This is a genomic window from Pseudomonas corrugata, from assembly GCF_050920615.1.
Classification (GTDB): Bacteria; Pseudomonadota; Gammaproteobacteria; order Pseudomonadales; family Pseudomonadaceae; genus Aquipseudomonas; species Aquipseudomonas corrugata.
On sequence record NZ_CP130434.1, the window covers coordinates 3,715,461 to 3,737,535 of the forward strand.

At 60.2% G+C, this 22,075-nt stretch carries 20 protein-coding genes; 11 read left to right on the forward strand and 9 right to left on the reverse strand.

The window, feature by feature from the left end; genetic code table 11:
- The first annotated feature begins 118 nt into the window (after positions 1 to 118).
- Positions 119 to 685, forward strand: coding sequence for a phosphoribosyltransferase family protein (locus QZH45_RS16660; protein WP_055135937.1), 567 nt, complete (start codon positions 119 to 121; stop codon positions 683 to 685).
- A 113-nt stretch (positions 686 to 798) separates the two neighbouring features.
- Positions 799 to 1,764, forward strand: coding sequence for a ribose-phosphate diphosphokinase (locus QZH45_RS16665; protein ID WP_055135936.1), 966 nt, complete (start codon positions 799 to 801; stop codon positions 1,762 to 1,764).
- Positions 1,765 to 2,069: 305 nt separating this feature from the next.
- Here QZH45_RS16665 and QZH45_RS16670 read toward each other — a convergent pair whose 3' ends face one another.
- Positions 2,070 to 2,999 (reverse strand): LysR family transcriptional regulator, encoded by a 930-nt coding sequence (locus tag QZH45_RS16670; RefSeq protein WP_053194087.1) that lies wholly within the window; start codon positions 2,997 to 2,999, stop codon positions 2,070 to 2,072.
- A 165-nt stretch (positions 3,000 to 3,164) separates the two neighbouring features.
- Here QZH45_RS16670 and QZH45_RS16675 point away from each other — a divergent pair, with 165 nt between their 5' ends.
- From QZH45_RS16675 to QZH45_RS16705, 7 genes are read left to right on the forward strand one after another with little or no spacing between them, the layout of a single operon-like run.
- The gene (locus QZH45_RS16675; protein ID WP_053194089.1) at positions 3,165 to 4,523 is read left to right on the forward strand and encodes a cation:dicarboxylate symporter family transporter; all 1,359 of its coding nucleotides are present in this window, start codon (positions 3,165 to 3,167) and stop codon (positions 4,521 to 4,523) included.
- Positions 4,520 to 5,080, forward strand: coding sequence for a carboxymuconolactone decarboxylase family protein (locus tag QZH45_RS16680; protein ID WP_053194091.1), 561 nt, complete (start codon positions 4,520 to 4,522; stop codon positions 5,078 to 5,080). Before QZH45_RS16675 ends, QZH45_RS16680 begins: the two co-directional genes overlap by 4 nt.
- A 10-nt stretch (positions 5,081 to 5,090) precedes the next feature.
- Positions 5,091 to 5,909 carry an SDR family NAD(P)-dependent oxidoreductase gene (locus QZH45_RS16685; RefSeq protein ID WP_053194136.1) on the forward strand — a complete coding sequence of 273 codons (819 nt, stop codon included), beginning with the start codon at positions 5,091 to 5,093 and terminating at the stop codon, positions 5,907 to 5,909.
- A 19-nt stretch (positions 5,910 to 5,928) separates the two neighbouring features.
- Positions 5,929 to 6,756 carry an amidohydrolase family protein gene (locus QZH45_RS16690; protein ID WP_053194092.1) on the forward strand — a complete coding sequence of 276 codons (828 nt, stop codon included), beginning with the start codon at positions 5,929 to 5,931 and terminating at the stop codon, positions 6,754 to 6,756.
- A 26-nt stretch (positions 6,757 to 6,782) separates the two neighbouring features.
- Positions 6,783 to 7,718 (forward strand): SMP-30/gluconolactonase/LRE family protein, encoded by a 936-nt coding sequence (locus QZH45_RS16695; protein ID WP_053194093.1) that lies wholly within the window; start codon positions 6,783 to 6,785, stop codon positions 7,716 to 7,718.
- A gap of 29 nt (positions 7,719 to 7,747) precedes the next feature.
- On the forward strand, positions 7,748 to 8,557 hold the full coding sequence (locus tag QZH45_RS16700; RefSeq protein ID WP_053194095.1) for a substrate-binding domain-containing protein: 810 nt from the start codon (positions 7,748 to 7,750) through the stop codon (positions 8,555 to 8,557).
- Complete coding sequence (locus tag QZH45_RS16705; protein WP_055135935.1) at positions 8,557 to 9,441, forward strand: alpha/beta fold hydrolase; 885 nt, start codon at positions 8,557 to 8,559, stop codon at positions 9,439 to 9,441. The genes QZH45_RS16700 and QZH45_RS16705 overlap by 1 nt, the downstream gene beginning before the upstream one ends.
- A 111-nt stretch (positions 9,442 to 9,552) precedes the next feature.
- Here QZH45_RS16705 and QZH45_RS16710 read toward each other — a convergent pair whose 3' ends face one another.
- Positions 9,553 to 10,431, reverse strand: coding sequence for an alpha/beta fold hydrolase (locus QZH45_RS16710; protein WP_080996616.1), 879 nt, complete (start codon positions 10,429 to 10,431; stop codon positions 9,553 to 9,555).
- Between the two features lie 257 nt (positions 10,432 to 10,688).
- Here QZH45_RS16710 and QZH45_RS16715 point away from each other — a divergent pair, with 257 nt between their 5' ends.
- Entirely contained in the window at positions 10,689 to 11,984 is a 1,296-nt protein-coding gene (locus tag QZH45_RS16715) for an MFS transporter (RefSeq protein WP_055135934.1), read from the forward strand.
- 44 nt (positions 11,985 to 12,028) lie between these two features.
- Here QZH45_RS16715 and QZH45_RS16720 read toward each other — a convergent pair whose 3' ends face one another.
- The 7 genes from QZH45_RS16720 to QZH45_RS16750 form a co-directional block, all read right to left on the reverse strand.
- Positions 12,029 to 14,110 carry a 3-hydroxyacyl-CoA dehydrogenase NAD-binding domain-containing protein gene (locus QZH45_RS16720; protein ID WP_335720309.1) on the reverse strand — a complete coding sequence of 694 codons (2,082 nt, stop codon included), beginning with the start codon at positions 14,108 to 14,110 and terminating at the stop codon, positions 12,029 to 12,031.
- Positions 14,110 to 15,357, reverse strand: a complete 1,248-nt coding sequence (locus QZH45_RS16725) for an OprD family porin (RefSeq protein ID WP_055135932.1) — start codon at positions 15,355 to 15,357, stop codon at positions 14,110 to 14,112. Before QZH45_RS16725 ends, QZH45_RS16720 begins: the two co-directional genes overlap by 1 nt.
- Before the next feature lie 81 nt (positions 15,358 to 15,438).
- Positions 15,439 to 16,434 carry an ABC transporter substrate-binding protein gene (locus QZH45_RS16730; protein WP_053194104.1) on the reverse strand — a complete coding sequence of 332 codons (996 nt, stop codon included), beginning with the start codon at positions 16,432 to 16,434 and terminating at the stop codon, positions 15,439 to 15,441.
- A 36-nt stretch (positions 16,435 to 16,470) separates the two neighbouring features.
- A complete protein-coding gene (locus QZH45_RS16735) occupies positions 16,471 to 17,238 on the reverse strand; it encodes an ABC transporter permease (RefSeq protein ID WP_053194106.1) in 768 nt (255 codons plus the stop codon).
- The gene (locus tag QZH45_RS16740; RefSeq protein ID WP_053194140.1) at positions 17,235 to 18,068 is read right to left on the reverse strand and encodes an ABC transporter ATP-binding protein; all 834 of its coding nucleotides are present in this window, start codon (positions 18,066 to 18,068) and stop codon (positions 17,235 to 17,237) included. The genes QZH45_RS16735 and QZH45_RS16740 overlap by 4 nt, the downstream gene beginning before the upstream one ends.
- A gap of 192 nt (positions 18,069 to 18,260) precedes the next feature.
- Positions 18,261 to 20,348, reverse strand: a complete 2,088-nt coding sequence (locus tag QZH45_RS16745) for an acetate--CoA ligase family protein (RefSeq protein ID WP_069018541.1) — start codon at positions 20,346 to 20,348, stop codon at positions 18,261 to 18,263.
- Positions 20,349 to 20,350: 2 nt separating this feature from the next.
- Positions 20,351 to 21,160, reverse strand: a complete 810-nt coding sequence (locus QZH45_RS16750; RefSeq protein WP_053194108.1) for an enoyl-CoA hydratase/isomerase family protein — start codon at positions 21,158 to 21,160, stop codon at positions 20,351 to 20,353.
- Between the two features lie 120 nt (positions 21,161 to 21,280).
- Here QZH45_RS16750 and QZH45_RS16755 point away from each other — a divergent pair, with 120 nt between their 5' ends.
- Positions 21,281 to 22,072: an IclR family transcriptional regulator gene (locus tag QZH45_RS16755; protein ID WP_055135931.1), complete on the forward strand. Its 792-nt coding sequence runs from the start codon at positions 21,281 to 21,283 to the stop codon at positions 22,070 to 22,072.
- The last annotated feature ends 3 nt before the right edge of the window (positions 22,073 to 22,075 follow it).

Below are 22,075 nucleotides of genomic sequence, written 5' to 3' on the forward strand. Positions count from 1 at the left end.
TTCGCCCTCGTCAATCACCGGCCTTTGTTTGGACCGAGATTGATCAATGTCAATCTCGTCAGTGGCACCCGGATTACCTTGGGTACATAACCCGTGGTTCACGGACAGGAGAAAGGCGATGACGATCCTATTGGCCAGTCAGCGGGTGCGCCTGTATGACAGCAACGAGCTGGATGACGTGCTGCAGGTAATGGCGCGCAAGGCCGCGAGCCTACTGCCCCCGACGCACGCAGCACTGATTGGTATCCAGCGCCGGGGCGAACCACTGGCTCAACGGTTGCGCGAGTACATCGCGCAACGGACCGGCCAACCGCAACTGCCTCTTTACCCTCTCCAGGTCAAGCGCTACGCCGACGACCTGCAAGTGCTGCATACCCACACCCAATTGACCGAAAACCCGGCCCTGGGCGGTCTCGACCTGGCCAATACCACGTTGCTGGTGGTCGACGATGTGCTCTTCGAAGGTCATTCGCTCTTGCGCACCTGCGCGTATCTGGCGCAACTGGGGGCTCGTCGCGTCCATACCGCCGTACTGGTGGACCGGCATATCTGTCAGCAACCGATTCGGGCCGACATTGTTGGCATACATTTGCAGGTCGCCGCCGATGACATCGTCGAATGCCATGTGCCGCCCTTCGAAGAGACGTGTTGCATTGAGGTGGTGCGCCATGGCGCCGCCCGTTGAGGATGCGCTCGATCAAGGCCAGCGGGCCATGCAGGCTCGCAATGGCAAACATGCATAGGGATACGTGCCACTGAAATGAGGCGCCATTGCCGGCAGCCTCGGAGGAGTCTTGCATGCTTACCCTGCTCCCCCTTCTTTTTGCCCTGCAAGGCAGCGAGCACTATGCCGCTCGCGTGGCTCAACGACTTGGCTGCCCGTTGGCACGCCATGAGGAACGTGACTATGAAGACGGCGAGCACAAGTGTCGGCCATTGGACTCGGTAAACGGTCGCGAGGTCGTAGTCTTCCACGCCTTGTACGGCGATGACCGGGAGAGCGCCAACGATAAGCTGTGTCGCCTGCTGTTTTTTTGCGGCGCCCTCAAGGATGCCGGCGCGCGCCAGGTGCAGGTGGTTTCACCTTATCTCTGCTACGGGCGCAAGGACCGCCGCAGCCAGCCTCAAGACCCGATCATCACCCGCTACGTGGCGTCGTTTTTTGAAGCCAGTGGCGTGGATCGCCTGCTGACCCTGGACGTGCATAATCCCGCCGCGTTCGATAACGCATTTCGCCTGCCTGCATGGAATCTGCAGTGCGCGGAACTGTTCGCCGAGCATTTCGCCACACGAGTCGGCGACGCCGCCGTGGTGGTGGTGTCGCCGGACTCAGGAGGGACCAAGCGCGCCGAACACTTTCGTCAGGCCCTGGAGCGGCAGCTGGGGCGTACGGTCGGCAGCGCATTGATGGAAAAGCACCGTACCCATACCACGCTCACGGGCAGCCTGCTGATCGGCGATGTTGCCGGCAAGACCGCCATTATCTTCGATGATCTGATCAGCACCGGGGACACGCTCAAACGTGCCGGCCTGGCTTGCCAGAAGGCCGGCGCCACACGTTTGTTCGCCGCCGCCACCCATGGTTTGTTTACCGCTGGCAGTCACCTGTTCGACCCGCCGATCTTCGAGCACGTCGCGATTACCGACACCGTTGCGCCGTTTCGCCTACGGCCCGACTGCCTCACACAACACTTGCAAGTGCTCGACAGCAGCGGCCTGGTCGCGGCGTTCCTGGCGCAAAATGGTGCATTTGAACGTCTGTGAACACGTGGATCATTGATGCCCCGCCTGGGGCAGTCTGGCCAGTCGATGTTCATCAGTGCGTTCCTCAAAAACGGTTATGTCGTATTCACCGCTTGTGGGTCGAAGGCTCAGGTGTGGAGGATCGTCCTGTTTGCTCCAGATAGGTGATGAGCTTGTCCAGGGTATCCACGTGTTGGTAATCGCTTTCGGGAATTGCCATAGGTCGAATTCGACTCCGAGATTGCCGCACTGGGGGCATATCTGGAGCATGCTTTGGATGGTTCAAAAGGATGCCCTGTCCGGGCCTTGAAATTCCCCCCCCGAAATCACTCTCGTCCAAGCCAAAGAGTGGCCTCTTTCCAAGCTCCGACCGTCACAAGCTCCTCCAGGGTTTCCAGCAGAATCTTTTCCCAGCTCAATGCCAGGCGACTGTTCCTGCGCTCCCTGAGCGTGGTCAACGAAACCGTGGAGCGAATACCCGGTCGTTCAATTGCATGGCCCACCAGGACTCCCTTGGCGATATCCTCCTGGACAGCGGCATGCGCCAGGATCGAATAGCCCATGCCTTCCGCTACCAGTCGCTTGGTCAGGCTGACGCTGTCGACATCGAATCCGACATTCAACTGAAAGCCATTTTGCGCTGCAACCTGTTCGATCAGCCGCCGATTGCTGTGGGGCAAGCCTGGAAGGATCAACGGAAAATCCGCCAACCCCATGATGCGCACCGACTTCGGTGCCTCCCCAGGCGGCCCGACCAGCACCATGCGTTCACTGAAAATCGGCCTGACGTCAAATGCTTCGAGCAGCGGCTGGTTATACACCACCGCAACCTGAATCCGCCCGTCCAGCAACCACTCCTGCAGAGAAGTGCTCAAGCCTTCCAGTACATGCAATGAAGCCTTCGGCCAGCGTTCGTGAAAACGCCGGATCAACTGCGGCCCAACGATGGTACCGATCGCAGGCGGCAACCCGACCGCCAGATGGCCGCGCTCTTCAAACGCACTGTTGCGCACATGGTCGGCGGTTTCTTCCATATAGCGCAGCATCACGTCCGCGCGCTCGAGCAAGCGCGCACCGGCAGCGGTGAGTTCCACCCCCCTTCCATGCCGAATGAACAGTGCCACCTGCAACTGCTCTTCTAACTTGGCGATCTGCCGACTCAGCGCTGGCTGGGCGATGAAGAGCTCTTTCGCCGCGCGACTGAAACCACCGCACTGAGCCACTTTTACAAAGGAGCGAAGTTCTCGAATGTCCATCGTACTTACCATGCCGTCAGAGCATAGCTTTGTATCAAAATAAGGTTTTTGTGCCTAGCGCTGGTTTTTTCTATGCTCAACACAGATAGCTGAAGGCCCAGCTTGACCGTCTAGGGACGTGCTACCACAAGAATAATGATGCCCACTATTGGGTCAGGAAATGCCATGAATCAGTTGAAGAAGCTCCACGTACAGGTGCTGATCGCACTTGTTGCAGCCGTCATACTCGGTTTCGCCGCGCCGCAATGGGCGGTTGCCATGAAACCCCTCGGACAAGCGTTCATAGCTCTGCTGAAAATGATGCTGGCGCCGATCGTATTCGTCACCCTCGTGCATGGCCTTACCCACGTCCAGGACATGCGCAAACTCGGCCGGCTTGGCGTCAAATCGCTCATCTACTTTGAAGTGGTCAGCACAGTCGCCATGTTGATCGGTTTCATTCTGGTCAACGTGGTGGAGCCCGGCGTGGGCCTGCATGCCACCAGCCTTGAAGAATCCAGCGAAGCGATCAAGGCCACCTCAGCTGCCGGCAGTGTCTCCATGATCAACTATATGCTGGGGCTGATTCCGCATACGTTGGTCGATGCATTCGCCAAAGGCGACATCATCCAGGTACTGATTATCTCGGTGCTGGCCGGTATCGCAATCAACCGAGTGTGCGGCCCGGACTCGGTCGCCGTGAAAGCCATTGGTGAAGCCCAGAGCATCTTGTTCAAGATGCTCAGTTTCATCATGAAACTGGCTCCGCTGGGCGCATTCGGCGCCATGGCCGCCGCCATCGGCAGCTATGGTGGCGACACCCTCCTCTACCTCTTGAAGCTGATCGCGGTGTACTACGCGGCGTCCCTGATCTTCGTGTTCGGCATTCTGGGTTCGATCAGTTGGTCCATCGGTTTGCCGTTCGGCAGCGTGCTGCGCTTGATTCGCGATGAAATTCTGCTGGTATTCGGCACCGCGTCCGGTGAGGTGGTGTTTCCACGGCTGATCGAAAAACTGCAGCGCAGCGGTTGCGATGAAGTGGTGGTCGGTTTTGTCCTTCCCGCCGGCTACAGCTTCAACCTCGACGGCACAGCGATCTACATGGCGATCGCCATTGGCTTCATCGCCCAGGCCACCGATACGCCGTTCTCCCTACTGCAGCAATTGGGCCTTCTGGCCATCCTGAGTATCACCTCCAAAGGCGGCACCACAGTGGCGGGCGGCGCGTTCATCAAATTGGCCGCCACCTTGCAATCGGTCCAAACCCTGCCGCTGAGCGGCCTCGGGCTTCTGTTTGGCATCGACCGCATCATGGCCACTGCCACCGCCCTGACCAATATCGTCGGCAACACGGTCGCGGTGTTCGCCATCGCCCGCTGGGAAGGCGCTTTTAACCCTGAAGACTTCGAGCGCGAAACCGGCGGGAAGCCGAGCCGCAGCCTGCTGCGCCCGCCGCAGGAGCCTGAATCGGCCGGGCGGCCCATCGAGCCGACGCAGAAACCCCATATTCACAGTCACCGCGCCCCTGACAGGAAAGTTCAATGAATCGTCTGGCCCCTATCGACCCGAACAACCTCAGCGATACGCAGCGCCCGGTCTACGAGCGCATTGCCAACGGCCCGCGCAAAGGCGTGCGCGGCCCCTTGGCCATCTGGCTGCATCGGCCTGAACTGGCCGAGTGCGCTCAGGCGTTGGGCCGCTACTGCCGCTATGACACCTGCCTGAACCCGCGCCTGTCAGAGCTGGCCATCTTGATGATGGGTCGCTACTGGCTCGCCGAATACGAATGGGCAGCCCACAAGCCGTTTGCCCTTGAAGCCGGCTTGGCACCCCACATCATCGATGCCATTCGCGATGACGTGGCGCCTGCGTTCGAAAACACCGACGAAGCGCTGGTGTACCGCTTCATCCGCGAACTGCATGCCGAGCGTGCAATCAGCGACGGTTTGTATGCCGAATTCGTCGAGTTGTTGGGCACCGATGCCGCCGTCGACCTGGTCGGCATCGCGGGCTACTACAGCCTGATTTCCATGACCATCAAGGTATTCGAAGTGCCTCCGCCCGCCGGCGCCGCTGCCGAACTGCCGACTAAATTGAAGTAAGGATATGTACATGATCGATACTCTTCCAAAAAGTGATCGCCTTCAGGGCAAGGTCGCTATCGTTACCGGTGCCGGTTGTGTCGGCAGCGGCTGGGGCAACGGCCGCGCGGTCGCGGTGATATTCGCCATGGCCGGTGCCAAGGTTTTCGCGGTCGATCGTGATCTGGGGGCCATGGAGGAAACGCTGGAGCGCATCCGCAATGCCGGCGGTGAGGTCACGCCTTATGCCTGCGACGTCACCAACACCCAAGCCGTCGCCGCAATGGTCGCAGCTTGCAAAAAGACCTATGGCACGGTCGATATTCTGGTGAACAACGTTGGCGGCTCGGCGGCGGGTGGCGCCGTTGCCCTGGCTGAAGAAAAGTTCGATGCCCAGATTGCCCTGAACCTCAGTAGCGTCTATCTGACCTGCAAGCACGTGCTGCCGCTGATGGAGGCCCAGGGCAGCGGTTCGATCATCAATACCGCATCGACGTCCGGTATTCGTTGGACGGGCTCGGCCCAGGTGGCCTACGCCGCCAGCAAAGCCGGTGTGATTCAGCTGTCTCGGGTTACAGCCGTGGAATACGCGTCCAAGGGCATCCGCGTGAACACCGTCGTGCCAGGGCAATTGCATACGCCGATGGTCGAGGTGCGCCTGGCCGGGCAACGCACGGGGGGTGACGTGAGCAAATTGCTCGACACGCGTCTGGCACGCATTCCACTCGGGTTCATGGGTGATGGCCGCGACACCGCTTATGCCGCGCTGTACCTGGCCAGCGATGAATCACGCTTCGTCACCGGCACCGAAATCATCGTCGATGGCGGCATGACCGCACGTTGCGACTGAGCCACCCGAAGGAGCCAGCATGTCGACTTCATCCAACCCTATGGGTGTGTGGGATTGCCACACGCATATTTACGGCCCCTGGGCTCAATTTCCTCTGCCGGCCAATGCCACCTACACGCCAGAGCCCGCGCCGTTCTCTGAGTTACTGACCCTGCATCGTCAGCTAGGCATCAACCATGGCGTGCTGGTGCAGGCTGCGCCCTACGGCACGGATCACGCCGCCATCCTACAGGCAATTGCCGGCAGTGGCGGCCGCTACCGTGGTGTCGGGATCATCGACGATACCACCACCGATGCCCAATTACAGGCGCTCCACGACGGCGGCCTGCGGGGTATTCGCTTCAACTTGATGGGCCACCTGCCAGGCACACGCGACCCACAAAAACTGCGCGCCCTGGCCGAGCGCGTCGCGCCTTTCGGCTGGCATGTGCTGGTGCATGGGGACTTGGCTGTGCTGATGCCGTTGCTGCAGGCCTGGCGGGATCTCAAGACGCCACTGGTCATCGATCATATGGCTCGTCCCGACCTCACCGGGCCTGTCGATCCGACGCTTATGCGCGAACTGCGTACCGAACTGGGCCACTCGAACCGCTGGATCAAATTGTCCGGCATCGATCGCGCCATGCAAGGCAGGCCCGGCCCGTGGCCACAGGCGCTAGACCAGGTGCGTACGCTGCTCGAATGCGCACCGCACCGCGCTATCTGGGGCTCGGACTGGCCGCATCCGAATATCAAGGGGCCGGTTCCGGATGACGCGCATCTGCTCGATTTCATTCGACAAGTCTGCGACAGCCCTGCCCTGCGGCAAGCGGTGCTGATCGATAACCCGGCGCGCCTCTACACCTGACGCCCACCCATTTCGGAGATCAAACGATGGACGAGACTCCCTGGTCGTCCAGCCCACGCGTGCCCGATCCCAGGGTACGTGAGCTGGACCCGCGTTTTGCCCACTACCGTCTGGCCCATGCCAAGGTCGAGCGTCTCGGTAGCGGCCTGCGCTGGGCAGAAGGCCCGGCATGGTTCGCCGATGGTCGATTCCTGTTGCTCACCGACCTGCCCAACGATCGCATCATGCGCTGGGACGAGGCCACAGGGGGCCTGGGCGTGTTTCGCCAGCCCTCGAACCAGGCCAATGGCATGACCCGCGACCGTCAAGGTCGTTTGCTGATCTGTGAGCATGGCGGGCGGCGCGTCACCCGCACCGAGTACGACGGCAGCACCACGGTGCTGGCTGAAAGCTTTGCGGGCAAGCCGCTGAACTCGCCCAATGACATCGTGGTGAAGTCCGACGACAGCATCTGGTTCACCGACCCGCCTTTCGGCCTGATCAGTGACTACATGGGGCGCCAGGGCACACCCGAACTGCCGGCCAACCTCTATCGCCTCGATGCCGACGGCACCCTGCGCTGTGTCGCTGAAGATCTCGAAGGGCCGAACGGCCTTGCCTTTTCCCCGGATGAAAGAACTCTCTATCTGGTTGAGTCCAGGGCTCGCCCCCGGCGAATCGTGGCCTACAGCGTCGATGAGCACGGCCAGGTCGGGCAACGCCGTGAGCTGATCGATGCCGGCAGCGGGTTGCCCGATGGTCTACGTGTCGATGTAGACGGAAACCTTTGGTGCGGCTGGGGGGCGCTTGAGCCTGGTCTGGATGGCGTGCGCATCTTCGCGCCAGATGGCACGGCAATCGGCCATATCGACTTGCCGGAACGCTGCGCCAACCTGTGTTTCGGCGGTCCGCGCGGCAATCGCCTGCTGATGGCTTCAACCACGTCGTTGTATTCGTTGTTCGTCAATACCCGTGGCGCTTGAAACGGGCGCTCATTAGAGAAGGTAGCATCATGAAAAAAACAAAATCCGCGCCGATATTGGTGACCACCGGTTTGGTCAGCTTGCTCGGTTTCTCTCAGTTGGGCGAGGCGGCCGAGCTGAAGGTCATTGCCAGCGGCGCACTCAGGGGCGCAATGGAACACCTTCGGCCGGCCTATGAAAAAGCCAGCGGCAACACCCTGAAGTTCAGTTGGGGACCCTCCATGGGTACGTCGCCTGAATCCATTCCAGAGCGCATCAAACATAAAGAGCCCATGGACCTGGCTATCATGGCGGACGAAACCCTGGAAGTGCTCTCGACCACAGGCGCCTTCGACATGACCACCCGCCGCGAGATCGCTGATTCGCGCATCGGTGTCGGCGTACCTCACGGCAAACCTGCGCCAGATGTCTCAAGCGTCGCCGCGCTGAAATCCGCTCTGCTGAAGGCCGACAAGATCGCTTACTCCCAGGGCGCTAGCGGCGTATTTATCCGCACCGAGCTCTTCCAGCGTTTGGGCATCAGCGACCAGATTAGGGGCAAGACCATTGAGATCGCCGGCAAGGAACTGGTTGGCACGGCCCTGGCCAGGGGAGATGCGGACATCGGAATGCAGCAAATCAGCGAGTTGAAAGTAACTCCAGGCGTCGACTACTTGGGCCCACTGCCCGAAGAAGTTCAGAAAGTCAGCCGGTTCTGCGCCACCGTTGCACGCCAAACCCCAAACGCGGCCCCTGCCCGCGAATTCATTGCCTACCTCAGCAGCCCGGCAGCACGCCGTCTGCTTGAGCAGAGCGGTCTTGAGCCGGTGCACAACCTGGCTGCCCAGGAGTCCAAATAATGAAAACTGTCTCGCGTCTTCTAATCGGTGCCACGTTGAGCCTGGCCTCTGCTGTAGCCATGGCCGCCGGTGCTCCACCCAAGCAAGAGCTGGTCCGTTATGACAATGTGCAAATCGAAGTCAACACCCAAGGCACCGGGCCGGTGATCGTAATGTTGCCCTCGCTGGGTCGCTCGGGTCGCGACTACGACAAGGTCGCCGATTACCTTCAGGCCGACGGGTTCCGCGTGGTCAGACCGGAGCCGCGTGGCATAGGACAGAGCAAAGGACCGATGGAGAACCTGACCGTGCACGACTTTGCCCGTGACGTCGCGGCAGTAGTCCAGCATGAGAACAAAGGCCCAGTCGTGGTAGTCGGTCACGCATGGGGCAACTTCGCGGCGCGTATGCTCGCTGCGGACCACCCTGACCTGGTACGTGGCGTGGTCATGGCCGCGGCGTCCGCGGGTAAGGTACCGCCGGGCTCGACTGAAAAACCCATCAACGCTGAGATGCGCCAGGCCATCGACGGCGCGGGCGATCTGTCGCTGTCCGAAGAGCAACGCCTGATCTACCTGCGCAAGGCATTCTTTGCGCCCGGCAACGACCCCAAGGTCTGGCTGGGCGGCTGGCACCAGGCGACCCACGATGCCGAAGGCCATGCCCGCAACATCACGCCGGTGGACGACTACTTCGCCGCGGGCACCGCACCGATTCTCGACCTGCAGGGTGAGGCGGACACGGTTGCCCCACGACGTTTCTCCGGCGTGCTCAAAAGCATGCTTGGTGATCGGGTCCAGGTGGTGGTATTGAAAAATGCCGGCCACGCCATGGCCCCGGAACAACCCGAGGCGATGGCGGATGCGATCGCTACGTTTGCCAAGGCGCAGTACGCAAAAAAATAGCTGTTGCGAGACATGAAAAATGCTCCGAACCAAATGGTTCGGAGCATTTTTCGTTGGGATGGGGCCAGACAGCGAAGGGAACTCTCCTCAAGGGATCGAACAGCCCGCTAATTACCTGGTCGCATACACGCGCTTAGCAAAGTCGGCGATGGCATCGGCCATTTCACGAGGCTGCTCGGGCGCCATGGCGTGCCCAGCGTTGGCGATGGTCTTGTGTTCGACCCGCTCACCGAGCATCGATTCAAGTATGTTCGGAATCACCACCGCATCATGCTGCCCCTGCAGGTCAAGGATGGGCACGGTGTTACCGGCTGACCAATAGAGCTCAACAGGCGTAGTGTCCCGCGCATGGTCCTGGGCCTGGTGGGTCTTGTCGTACCAGCCAGTCAGCCAGGCACGCGGATCATTTCCGGGTGCGAAAAACGCCTCTTTGAGATAGTCGATACGCTTGGCTTCAGGCAGAGAATAATTACCCGCGCCTTTGATCGCCTCGACCATCCGCCCATAGGGTTTTTCGGATGAGCCTGCGGGCAACTTGCCAATCGAAGCAGCCGCCAGCACGATGCCGTTGACCAGGTCCGGGCGATCCACCGCAAGCATGCGCGCCGGCTGGCTGCCCCAGGCATGCCCGACCACAACCGAAGGTCCGGTCTTGGCCTTGTCCATCACCAGCGCCACGTCGGCGGCGAAATCGTGCAGTGTCGGCGTATCCATCGGGGCCTTGCTGCCCTTGACTCCACGCGGCTCAGGGCGGATCACGCGGTAGCCGTCGGCGGCCAAGTAGCGTGCCACCTCGTCATAGTCATTCGCGCCACGGCCTTTGGACGGCAGGATCACAATGACATGGCCCTTACCCTGATCCAACGCCTCGATATGTACATTGCCTTTCTCGGCAACAAGGGTGTGTACCGAATCATCTGCATTTCCAGGCAGGCTATAGGCAACGAGACCAGCGACGATTAAAGATTGCATGACGCGAGTGTAGTGCATTGGATGAGCCTTTTATTATTGTTTGGCACGCCAAACCTATGGATGTGAGGCCTCAGGGTTATGCACTTGGAAGAAAATAACCAATACTGATATCTCATGGTTTTCGATGCTCATCGGGCATGACTGTGCGCTGCATCCAACGCCCTCTAAGTCCCATGCCCTGCGGTTATGGGTACCTATGGTTTAAAGGTCTTGGCGCGCACTGGAACCCCGCCCATATGCTTCCAGGCTCCTGATTACAAGAACAATGGAGCCCCATGAATACACTCACCACCGCTCAATCAACAACGCAGGCCGCCCTGGAATCCAGCGCCTGTCGCAAAGCTGCGACAAGGCTGATTCCACTGCTCGCCATCGCGTATTTTTTCAACTATCTGGACAGAACCAACGTCGGCTTTGCGTCGTTGACCATGAATGACGACCTGGGTCTTACCGCCTCACAATTCGGTTTTGCGGCAGGCATCTTCTACGTCGGTTATTGCCTGTTCGAGGTACCCAGCAACCTGGCGCTCTACCGTTTCGGTGCTCGGCGATGGCTCGCCAGGATCATGATTACGTGGGGGCTGTTCTCGGCCTCCACCGCGTTGGCGCAAGGGCCAACCAGTTACTCGGTGATTCGGCTGCTGGCCGGCATTGCCGAAGCCGGTTTTTTCCCCGGCGTGATCTTCTTCCTGTCGCTGTGGTTTCCCATTCAATATCGAACTAGGGTCATGGCCTGGTTTCTGTTTGCCATTCCGGTGTCTTCGGTACTGGGTGGGCCACTTTCCGCTGCCATGCTGGCAATGGATGGCATCTGGGGCTACCGCGGCTGGCAGTGGCTGCTGGTGCTGCAAGGCTTGCCGGCGTGCATATTGGGGGTGATGTGCCTGAACATGCTGGCCGACCGGCCTGCCGAGGCGAAATGGCTGACCGAGGATGAGCGCCAGGCGTTGCAATCGGCCCTCGATGCCGAGCACGAATCGAAGGGCTCCCACAGCTTTCGCGAGTCAATCAAAGACGTACGTGTATGGTTGCTGGCAGCCATTCTGTTCAGCTATATCATCGGCATCCTCGGCATCGGCGTCTGGCTGCCGCAAATCCTCAAGACCCATGCGCTGACCACCACCCAGATCGGCTGGGTGTCGGCGATCCCGTATCTGATAGCCAGTATCGCCATGCTGCTATGGGCGAAAGTGCTTGCGCGCAAGCGCCGTTATGTCCTGCACCTGGCAATTACCTGCGCCACGGGGGCGGCCGGTTTTATCTTCTCGGTGGTTTACAGCGACCTGATTCCGGCGCTGATTGGCCTAACGGTCGCCTTGATCGGCCTGAGTTCGGTGCGCACCTGCTTTTACAGCATCCCGGCGACGTTTCTGAGCAAACAGGCTGCGGCCGGCGGCATTGCTTTCATCAACGCGGCGGGAAGCCTTGGCGGATTGGTGGGGCCGTACGCAGTAGGCTGGCTCAAGGACATTACGCACTCATTCAACGCCGGGCTCATTGCGATGGCTGTGATGCTGTGCGTCGCCACCGTATTGACCTTGATTCTGCGGTCGGTGGTCAAGGAAGCCTGACACAGCTTGGCCCCGGTGGCTCGACATACCACCGGGGCTTTTCGTCAGCTGCCGTGAAAGGTTTTCTGGCGGGCCATGAACATCGCGAGTTCCTTACCCTCGCGGTTGTAGTGCTTGAGCGCACTCGCCACGGAGCCAAGTCCTATCTGGTCGGCGTAGTAGGTCAACCCGCCCTTGTAACGCGGGAAACCATAGCCATGAATCCAGACCTGATCGATATCAGCAGGGTGCGCCACGATGTCGTGGTCGATCAGCCAGGCGGCCTCGTTGATCATCGCAAACAGACAGCGCTCTTCAATTTCCTGATCGGTGATGCTGCGGGGCGTAATGCGCCATTGGTGTCGATGATGCTGCAACAATTCGACCAGCCAGGGGTCAGGCAAGGCCTGACGGCTGCCCGGCGCGTAGCGATAGAACCCGAGGCCTGTCTTTTGCCCAAGCCGACCTGCGGCATACAGTTTATCGACCCAGTCGCAGCGTTGTTCACGCGCACTCAATTGCGATAGACGCCCCTGGCGATTGCGCCAGGCGACGTCCACGCCAGCCATATCCCTCAGTTCAAAAGGGCCAATGGGAAAGCCGAACGAGCGCATCGCTCGGTCGACTGCTTCGGGAGATGCACCCTCCTCCAGCAGGAACATGGCTTCGCGCTCCCGGGCCGCCAAAAGCCGATTGCCCACAAAGCCGTCACAGACTCCCACCGTGACCGCCACTTTGCCCAGTCGCAGCGCAAAATCAAGCACCGCGGCCAGCACGGACCTATCGGTTTGGGTAGTGCGCACGACCTCCAGCAGCTTCATCACCGGCGCGGGGCTGAAGAAGTGCATGCCCAATACCTGCTGTGGGCGACGGGTACAATCGGCGATGGCCTCGACGTCCAGATACGAGGTATTGGTCGCCAGTATGGCGTCCGACTTACACAGGGTGTCCAACTGGCGAAATACCTCGCGCTTGACCTCCATGTCTTCGAAAACAGCTTCGATGACCAAGTCGGCGTCCGCCACAGCGTTCAGTGATGTCGACGGCGATATCAGCGCTCGGCACTCCTGGCAGGCGTGCTCATCCATGCGTCCTTTGAGCAAAGCCTCCCGGTAATAGTCGTCGATATTTTTTACACCACGTTGCAGTGCGGCGTCCTGAACATCAATCAGGATCACCGCCACACCTGCATTGGCCATACAAATGGAGATCCCTGCGCCCATGGTGCCTGAGCCGATCACCGCGACCTTTTTAATCGCATGCCCCTGGCCGGTAGCGGCGAGCTTGCGCGTGCGGCCGGCCAGGTCTCGCTCAGCGAAAAACAGATAGCGCAAGGCCTTGGCCTGGGCCGATTGCCGCCGCTCTAAGAACAGTGTGCGTTCCAACGTCATGCCGGCGTCAAACGACTCGGACAGCGCTGCGTTGATCGCTTCCAGAGCCGCCTGGGGGGCTTGTTGCCCAGCCAGTTTTTTCATCACCGTGGTCACTTTTGCATCGAATTCAGCGGCGCTGTGGACCGGTATCAATCGATCCCGCGTGCGTCCCAGGAAAGAATGAGTAAGGATAAAGCGCCTGGCGTGCTCGATGGCTGCGCCTTGCGGGTCGGAGGTCACACAATGGTCGACCAACCCGACAGCCTGAGCCTGCGTCGCAGTCAGACGCTGCCCTGCGATCACAACATCAACGGCAACCAATGGCCCGCAAAGGCGAACCAGCCGCTGCGTACCTCCCGCTCCAGGTATCAAACCCAGGCTCACCTCCGGCAAGCCCAGCACCGTGTGTTCATCGGCAATACGCAAGTGACACGCCATCGCCAATTCCAGACCGCCACCGAGCACCGAACCATGCAGGGCCGCGATCACCGGCTTCTGGTTGTTTTCGATAACGCTCAGAACGCCCGGCAGATGGGGCTCCATCAGTGGCAGATCGAACTCCTTGAGATCGGCGCCGGCCACAAACGTCTTGCCCTGGCAAGTGATGACAATGGCTTGCACCCCGGAGTCGGACGACGCCTGCGCGAGACAGGCTGAGAGCTGTTGCCGGACGCTTTGGGACAGGGCATTTACGGGAGGGTTATTGATTGCTATGACAGCGATGCCGTCATCTGTTTTCAGACTTACCAAGGATTCCATAGGGGTTACCCGCATCACAGCAAGGAAATGGGATAGCTGAGGATCACCCGCGTGTCGTTAGCATTGCGAGAGAAGTCCGAACGGTACGCAGCGTTGCGCAAGCGGATGTTCAGTGCCTTCAGCGGTCCGCTCTGTACCCGGTATTGCAATTCGACATCCAGCTCGCGCTCGCGGCCTGAATCAGTGGCCGACACCTGGGCATCCGCGCCCTTGGTATAGCGGGTCATGAGGATCAGCCCGGGCAGGCCCCACGACGCCAAATCACGGGCATAGCGCGCCTGCCATGAGCGCTCGCCCTTCTCGGCGAAGTCACCCACTTGCACGAAGTTGACCAGATACGGATCGGTGCCCTCAACGTAAGGAAATGCTGAGTCCCCGCTCATTGCCTGGTATCCCAGGCTGAACGCGTTGCCACGCCATTCATAGGTTGCCATCGCGCTGAACGCGCGATTGTCGATCGGACCGGCATGGGCCTGCCCCTGCTCGTCACTGACGAACAGCCGCAGGTCCGACTTGAGCTTTCCTTCACCGACCTGGTGGGCACTTGTGAGTCCCAGGAAATGCTGCTGGTAGACGTCTTCCAGGCGACCGACCTGGTAGGTCAGTTGCACAGTCTTCCAACGATAGGCGGCGCCCGCCACCTCAAAATCGCCGCCGTCCAGCGGGCCGCTGAAGCGTCGGTTCTTGTTGTTGATGGCCAACCCCTGCGCACCCGTAGCATCGCGGTCCGTGACCTGGTCAAGGTGTCCGCCTATCAGCTCCAGGCCGCCCCACTCGCGGGATTCGAGCATGCCGCCATGGAAGGTCTGGGGTAGCAAGCGACCGAAGTTCGATTGCAAGGTAGGCAGCTTGGGTATCAATGTGCCCACCTTCAGCTCGGTTTTGGACACGCGCATTTTTGCGGTCAAGCCGGCCTTGGAATACTCATCGGGTGCCCTGCCATCATCGTGAACCGGAAGCAGCCCGGTGCCGGTGCGGTCAGGGCTGGAGTCGAGCTTCACGCCTACCATGGCGATAGCGTCCAGGCCGAAACCGACAAATCCGGGGGTATAGCCCGACTGCGCGCGCAGAATGAAGCCCTGGGCCCATTCATCGCGTTTTGATTGGCCGTTGCCATCGCGAAAATCGCGGTTCATGTAGAAGTTGCGCAGCTCCAGGTTGACTTTGGCATCTCCCAGGAAGTCCGCGGCCTGTGCACTGACAAGCCATGGCCCGGCGGCAATGATCAAACACCAGGATGCAGCTGTTTTCTTATTATTCATGAGCAATTCCGGGCCGTACTCAGTCACACCGAACTCGATTGAGGTCGGTGGACCGGTACGTGCATCAGTGTGAGAGGAGTATCAGCGTGTCGAGGTCATGTAGTCGCTGGCCTTGCCTGGAATCGAATGGCCCTGGATCTTGCCGAGAAACGCAATGGCACGGGTCACATCTTCCTCGCTCAGATAGGGCGTTTGCGGGAACGAGTGCTTGTTGGATTTCCACGCCGCGGCATAGACGTTGTCAGGCGTACCTGCAAAGCGGGCACGCACCAGCTTCATCGCCTGCTCGGGATTTTCGTTGATCAGTTGGGTCGCTTGCGCGAGGCCGTCGAGGAACTGCTTGACGGTCTGCGGATTTTCATCGGCCCACTGTTTGCGTGCGCTCAGGGCAATCGAAGGATAGCCATCAAGTTCCTTGACCTGCCCGTCGGCCATGTCCAACAGGATGAAGCCTTTGTGCTCGATAATTGCGCTGTCCGAGGTGGGCGACGACAAGGCGAAGCCGTCGATCCGTCCTTGGGAGAACGCGGTCAGAATGGCACTGGCGCTGTTGAGGTAGAGCAAGGTAAAGTCTTTCTCGGCCGAAAGTCCCCCCTTCTCGCCGAGGAAGCGCACTAGAAAGTCAGCGCTACCGCCGGCACCGCTGACGGCAATCTTCAAGCCCTTGATCGCCTTCAAGCGTTCTTCCATAGGCGTCTGCGCGGTCAGTCCAAGCTGGTCGGCTTTCTCCTGGCTGATGACCACATTACTCGCATACTGCCCAACCAAGCGCCCCAGCAGGGTCAGGTCGGCGCCCTTCAATTTCGCATTGATCGAATTCTGGATCGCGCACGAACAGAACTCGACGGTTCGACTGGCCAGTCCCGACGTTGCGGCGCCGCCGCCCTTGAACTTGATCAGCTCGACATTTATCCCCTGCTTTTTGAAATAGCCACCGTCCACTGCCACGAACAACGGCATGTGCACGAAACCGTCGGTGCCCAAGGCAACCTTGATGTCCTGCGCATAAGCGCCGGCGCTTGCGGCCACCAGCGTAGCGACCAGGCCCATCTTTGCAATCAGCGTTCTAATAGACATGTGTACACCTTTATCTTCTTGTGCGTTATGGACAGGTCAAACCGAGGCTTCACGATCACCCAGGTCTTTTTTCCACGGCATCAGACGGGTTTCCACCATCCGCACGACCGCTTGCAGCAGCAGCGCCAGGGCGATAATTGCGATTAGTGCAGCGAACACGCCGGCCGTGTCCAACTGCCCGGCGGCATCTTGCAACAAGTAGCCGAGCCCACGATTGGAGGCCATGATTTCGCCGACAATGGCGCCAATCAGGGCATAGGGCACCGAGAGCTTGAGGCCGGTAAACACCCATTGAATGGCCGAAGGGAAGACCACTTTGGTGATCAGGTGGTGTTCGCGGGCACCCATCAGGCGCAGGATCTCCAACTGCTCGCGATCGACCGCTCGCACGCCGCTGTAGGTGTTGAGAAACACCAGGAAGAACACGATGGTGGCGGTCAGGATGATCTTCATCTCGATACCGATACCGAACCACATGATGAAAAGCGGAGCCAATGCCACTTTCGGCAGGCTGTAGATCGAGATCAGGATCGGATCGAGCAGTTTGGCCAGCAACTCGTTACGGCCCAATAGCAGCCCCACGGCAATCCCGACGGCCGCCCCGAGCACGAAACCTGAGAGGGTTTCCACCACGGTAATACCGCCATGGGAGAACAGCCGGCCACTGATGACCAGTTCGTAGAACTTGCCGGCGATCTCGCTGGGTGAGCTGACGAAGAAGGGGTCGATCAACGGCCCCGATGAGAGTTGCCAGGTGACGAAAAGCACGATGAAAATCGCGAGGCGTCCAAGGAAGATATTCATGCTTGGTTATCCTTTGCTGCATCGTTCAAAGACGGGGTCATGAAGTCCCACAAATCGCCGCATAGCTGGTGATAGCGAGGGTCCTTGCGCAACTGCAGAATGTTGCGCTCCCCTCCCAGGGGAATTTGCACGTCCTTGACGATGGTGCCGGGGCGACCGGCGAAGATCAGACAACGGTCGCCAAGTGCAACGGCTTCGTCCAAATCGTGGGTGACAAAAATGACGGTCTTGTTCAACCGCCGGCTGAGCCGGATCAGCTCGGTCTGCATGCGCATGCGCAGTTGCGCATCAAGCGCCGCGAACGGCTCGTCCATCAGCAGGGTTTCAGGGTCATACGCCAGCAGGCGGGCCAGCGCCGCACGTTTGCGCATGCCACCGGAGAGCTGGCTGGGGTAGGACTTTTCGAAACCTTCAAGACCCACGAGTTGAATCAGCTCCTGGATGCGCACACGCCGTTCGGCCTTGGCCATACCCTGTATTTCCAACGGCACGGCTATGTTGCCGACCACATCACGCCAGGGCAGCAAGTGGTCACTCTGGGTCATGTAGCCGGTACGGCCATTGACCCCGCAAACGGCCTTGCCGTTGTAGACCACCTGCCCTTCGGTGGGCGCGAACAGTCCCGCGACCATGTTCAGCAGGGTGGACTTTCCGCAGCCCGACGGCCCGACCACGGTGACTACTTCGCCTTGGTTGATCGACAGGTTGATGCCGTGGGAGGCCTGTTTGGCCACGCCCTTTACAGTGAAGGATTTGGAAACGCCTACAAACTGGATGAGCGATAGAGCCTGCTCGCCGCGTTCGACGCTTGGCAGAGCGAAGGCTTTCATTGCGACAGGCATGATGGACTCCCGCTCTGAGAATGGACGTTACCCAGAGGGAGCGTTTGATTCGATGTGCAATTAAGTACGTTCATAGCGACCTACTTGTTTTTATGAGTCGTTGATGAAGCTGTCTTTGATTATGAAAGCGAGGGTATGAGGGTCAATCCACCTGTTCCACGTAATGGAACAGGTGGCACCTCAAGCCAGCAGCGCGAGGCCATCCACTGCCCTTACGCCCTGCCCCTCGGCCAACACGCGCAAGGGGTTGATCTCGGCCTCTTGCAGCTTTGTGCCCAGGGTGGTTGCCATGTCAGCGAACGCGACAATGCAATCGATCAGCGCGCGGATATCGGCCTTGGGCGCACCGCGATAACCGTCGAGCAACGCGAAGGTTTTCAGCTCCCGGAGCATTGCGTCCGCGTCATCGCGCGTGATCGGCAGCAAGCGCATGCTGGTATCGCGCAGCAGTTCGGCGCTGATACCGCCCATGCCCAGCAGTAACGCCGGTCCTAGTTGCGGGTCGCGATGGAAGCCCAGGATCAGCTCCTGACCGCCGCTGACCATCTCCTGGACAAGGAAACGCTCGGGCGCGAACCCGGCCTTCTGCGTGACAACGCGGCGCATGGCGTCCAATGCCTGACCAATGCTGTGTTCGGTCAGGCCGAGTGCAACACCACCGACTTCGGTCTTGTGGGGGATGCGCTCGGAGAGCACCTTGAGTACTACTTTCGGGCCGAGCGCCCGGGCGGCCTCGATTGCCTCGCCGGCGTCCGCGACCGCCTGCTCGCGGGTGACGGGCACGCCAAAACGAGTAAACAAGGCTTTGCTCTGCTGTTCATCAAGGCTTCCGCCGGGCAACTGCTCAACGTCCGCGGCGCTCATGTTCTGGCGGCTTGGTTGCGCTCGCGGCGTGTCCTGGACGACGCAGGGTCTGGCCTTGAGCGCCAGCAACGCACTCGCACAGGCCTCCGGCGCAGTAAAGGCGACGCCCAGGTTGCTGTTGATGCGCAGCAAAGCTTGCGGCGCGTAGGGGCTGACATAGGCGAGCACAGGCTTGCTGCTGTCGCGCTGGCTGTCACGGATCGCATCGGCCATCAGCGTCGGGCGCGCAACACCGGATGAGCCCACCACACTGATGACCGCGTCGTAGTCCGGGCTTTCCAGCAGGATGCGCATGGCCTCTTGCATGATCTGCGGCTGCAGGCCGGCCAGGGTCAGGTCGATGGGGTTGCGGTCGAGCACCGCCTGGTCGCCGAGATCCAGATCACGCAAACGTGCAGCAGTGGCTTCCCCCGGCGGCGGCGTATCGAAACCAATGGCGCCCAGAGCATCGGCGATCAACGTGCCGGCGCCGCCGGTCGAGGTCAGAATTGCCACGCGGTTACCCGCCATCGTGCGTCGGCTGGCCAACGCGAACGGAAGGTCGAGCAGATCGGCAAACGTCTGTGCCCGCACAATGCCCAATTGCTTGAAGTACACGTCGTAGAGTGCGTCGGCTCCCGCCAGGGCACCAGTATGGGACGCCGCCGAACGAGCCCCGGCTTCGGAACGCCCGACCTTGAACACCACGATGGGCTTGCCGGCCGCGCGAGCTTTGAGCGCAGCGCGGCTGAACTTCTCGGTATCGCGCAACCCTTCAAGATAAAGGGCAATGACTTCGGTGGCGTCGTCATCCACCAGGTAATCGACGAAATCGGCGACGTCCAGGTCGACCTCGTTGCTGGTCGCCACCAGCTTGGAAAAGCCGATGCCGGCAGCGGCACCACGGGACAGGAGCGAGCCCAGGATCCCACCACTCTGGGAAATCACCGCGATGTTGCCCGCTCTCAATGCCTCCTGATCCAACGCACCGCTGGCCGACAACGTAATGCCTTGGGTAAGGTTGATCAGGCCGATGGTATTCGGCCCCAGGATACGCATGTTGCCTCGCGCCTTTTGCAAGGCATGCTGGCGAGCGATGCCCGTCTCGCCGGCCTCTCCATAGCCACCGGCAAGGACGATGGCCGCTGGCGTGCCCATGGCCGCCAGTTCGGCAACGGCCTGGTTGGCACGCTCAGGGCCCAACAGGATGATAGCGGCGTCCGGCACCTCTGGTAGCGCGGCGATAGTGGGATAGCAAGTCAACCCATCGATCTCGGTGTAACGCGGGTTGACCGGATACAAGCGACCTTCGAAGCCATGTTTGCGCAGGAACGCGATTGGCCGCCCTGAGGTTTTTTGTGCATCGCCGGAGGCGCCGATCACAGCGACACTGCGCGGGTTCATCAGGCGGGAAATGTTATCCATGTTCATCCTCTCTTCGCCTTGGCCGCCAGGAAAGCCGCGACCGACGCCTGATGCTCGGCCGAGGTGTAGCAGATGCCTTGGGCCTGACTACCCATGGCCAGTACTTGGGCTTGGGTCAGTTCGAAGCTGCTGTTGAGGATGGACTTGCTCAGTGCCAGCGCGGTCGCCGAGCCGGCGGAGAGTTCCAGCGCCCAACGCCGGGTTTCGTCAAGCAGATCGTCGTGTTCGACCACTCGGTCCACCAGGCCGATCGCCAGTCCTTCGTCAGGCAGTACGCTACGGCCGGTATAGATAAGCTCCTTGGCTTTGGACAGTCCGACTCGACGCGGCAGCAAGTACAAGCCGCCACCGTCGGGGATCAGGCCCCGGGCGATGTAACTCATGGCATAGCTGGCTTGTCGGGAGGACACCACGAAATCGCAGCTCAATGCCAGGTCGCACCCCAGCCCAGTGGCTGCACCATTGACCGCAGCCAGGGTTGGCTTGGGCAAGTTGAGCAACAGGGAGACCGCATGATGTACTCGCTGCTGACGCTTCCAACCGTTGTAGGCCACCTCACCCGTCGGAGCGCTCATGCGCTTTTCCATGCCCTTGATATCGCCTCCCGCACAGAAGCCTTTGCCGGTGCCTGTGATGATGAGGGCGCGGATCTGGCCGTTTGCAGCCACCTCTTCCAGCAACTCGATCATCTGGCTACGCATCTCGTCGCTGATGGCATTGCGCGCTTCGGGTCGATTGAGGGTCAACACCGCGATGCCATCGTCATCGACGGCCATGTGGATCGGCGAGGTAACACTTTGCAGCATCGTCATGGGAACTTTCTCTCTTGTTGTCGACATGGCAGCGGCCCAAACTGAGGGACCTTGCGCTGATCTCGAGTCTATGGAGCTCCCCATGATTGACAATCCGCCAATTCCACTGGGTGGAACACAATGAAAGAGGACGACGGGTTTGATACGCCGGGTGCCGGCAAGGCTCCGATAAACCGTTCGCTGGAGCGCGGCCTTGAAATTCTGCGAGCATTTCGCGCGGGCACCGAGTACCTGGGCAATGGAGAAATCAGCGAGCGCACGGGGTTGTCCAAGTCCACTACCAGTCGCTTGACCCAGACGCTGATCCACAGCGGCATGCTGGTGTACGACGGCCAGCGCAGTGCCTATCGCCTCGCACCCGCCACCCTGTGCTTCGCCAACGCCATGTACAACAGCAGCTCGCTGGTACAGCTCGCCGCGCCCTTGATGCGCGAAGCCGCCCATGCCCTGAGAGTGAATGTCGGACTGGCCGCCGCCGATCGCGATGAAATGGTTTACCTGGAGTCCATCCGCCTGAGTCGCAAGAACACCCCACGCACCGTACAAACCGGTCAGCGAGTCCCCATGGAGTTCACTTCCCTGGGGCGCGCCTATCTGGCGACAATCAGCACCCGTGAACGGCAAGCGCTGATGGCGCACTTCAAATCCAGGCGCTGCGATGCCAGGTGGACGGTATTGGAAACGGAGATTGCCGCCGCCTGCGAAAGCGTGCAACTAACAGGGTACTGCGCAGCATCCTGGCAGGCCGAAGTCGTGGCTATTTCAACCCCGCTCGGCATCCGCAACTACCAGGACCATATTTTGAATATCAGCTTGTCCACCCCACAGTCGATCGACGCCGTCGTGACGCGTTACGCCGGCCCGTTAATGGTGCTGGCAGACAAGATCCGCGCCGGTTTCAACGTCGTCTGACAG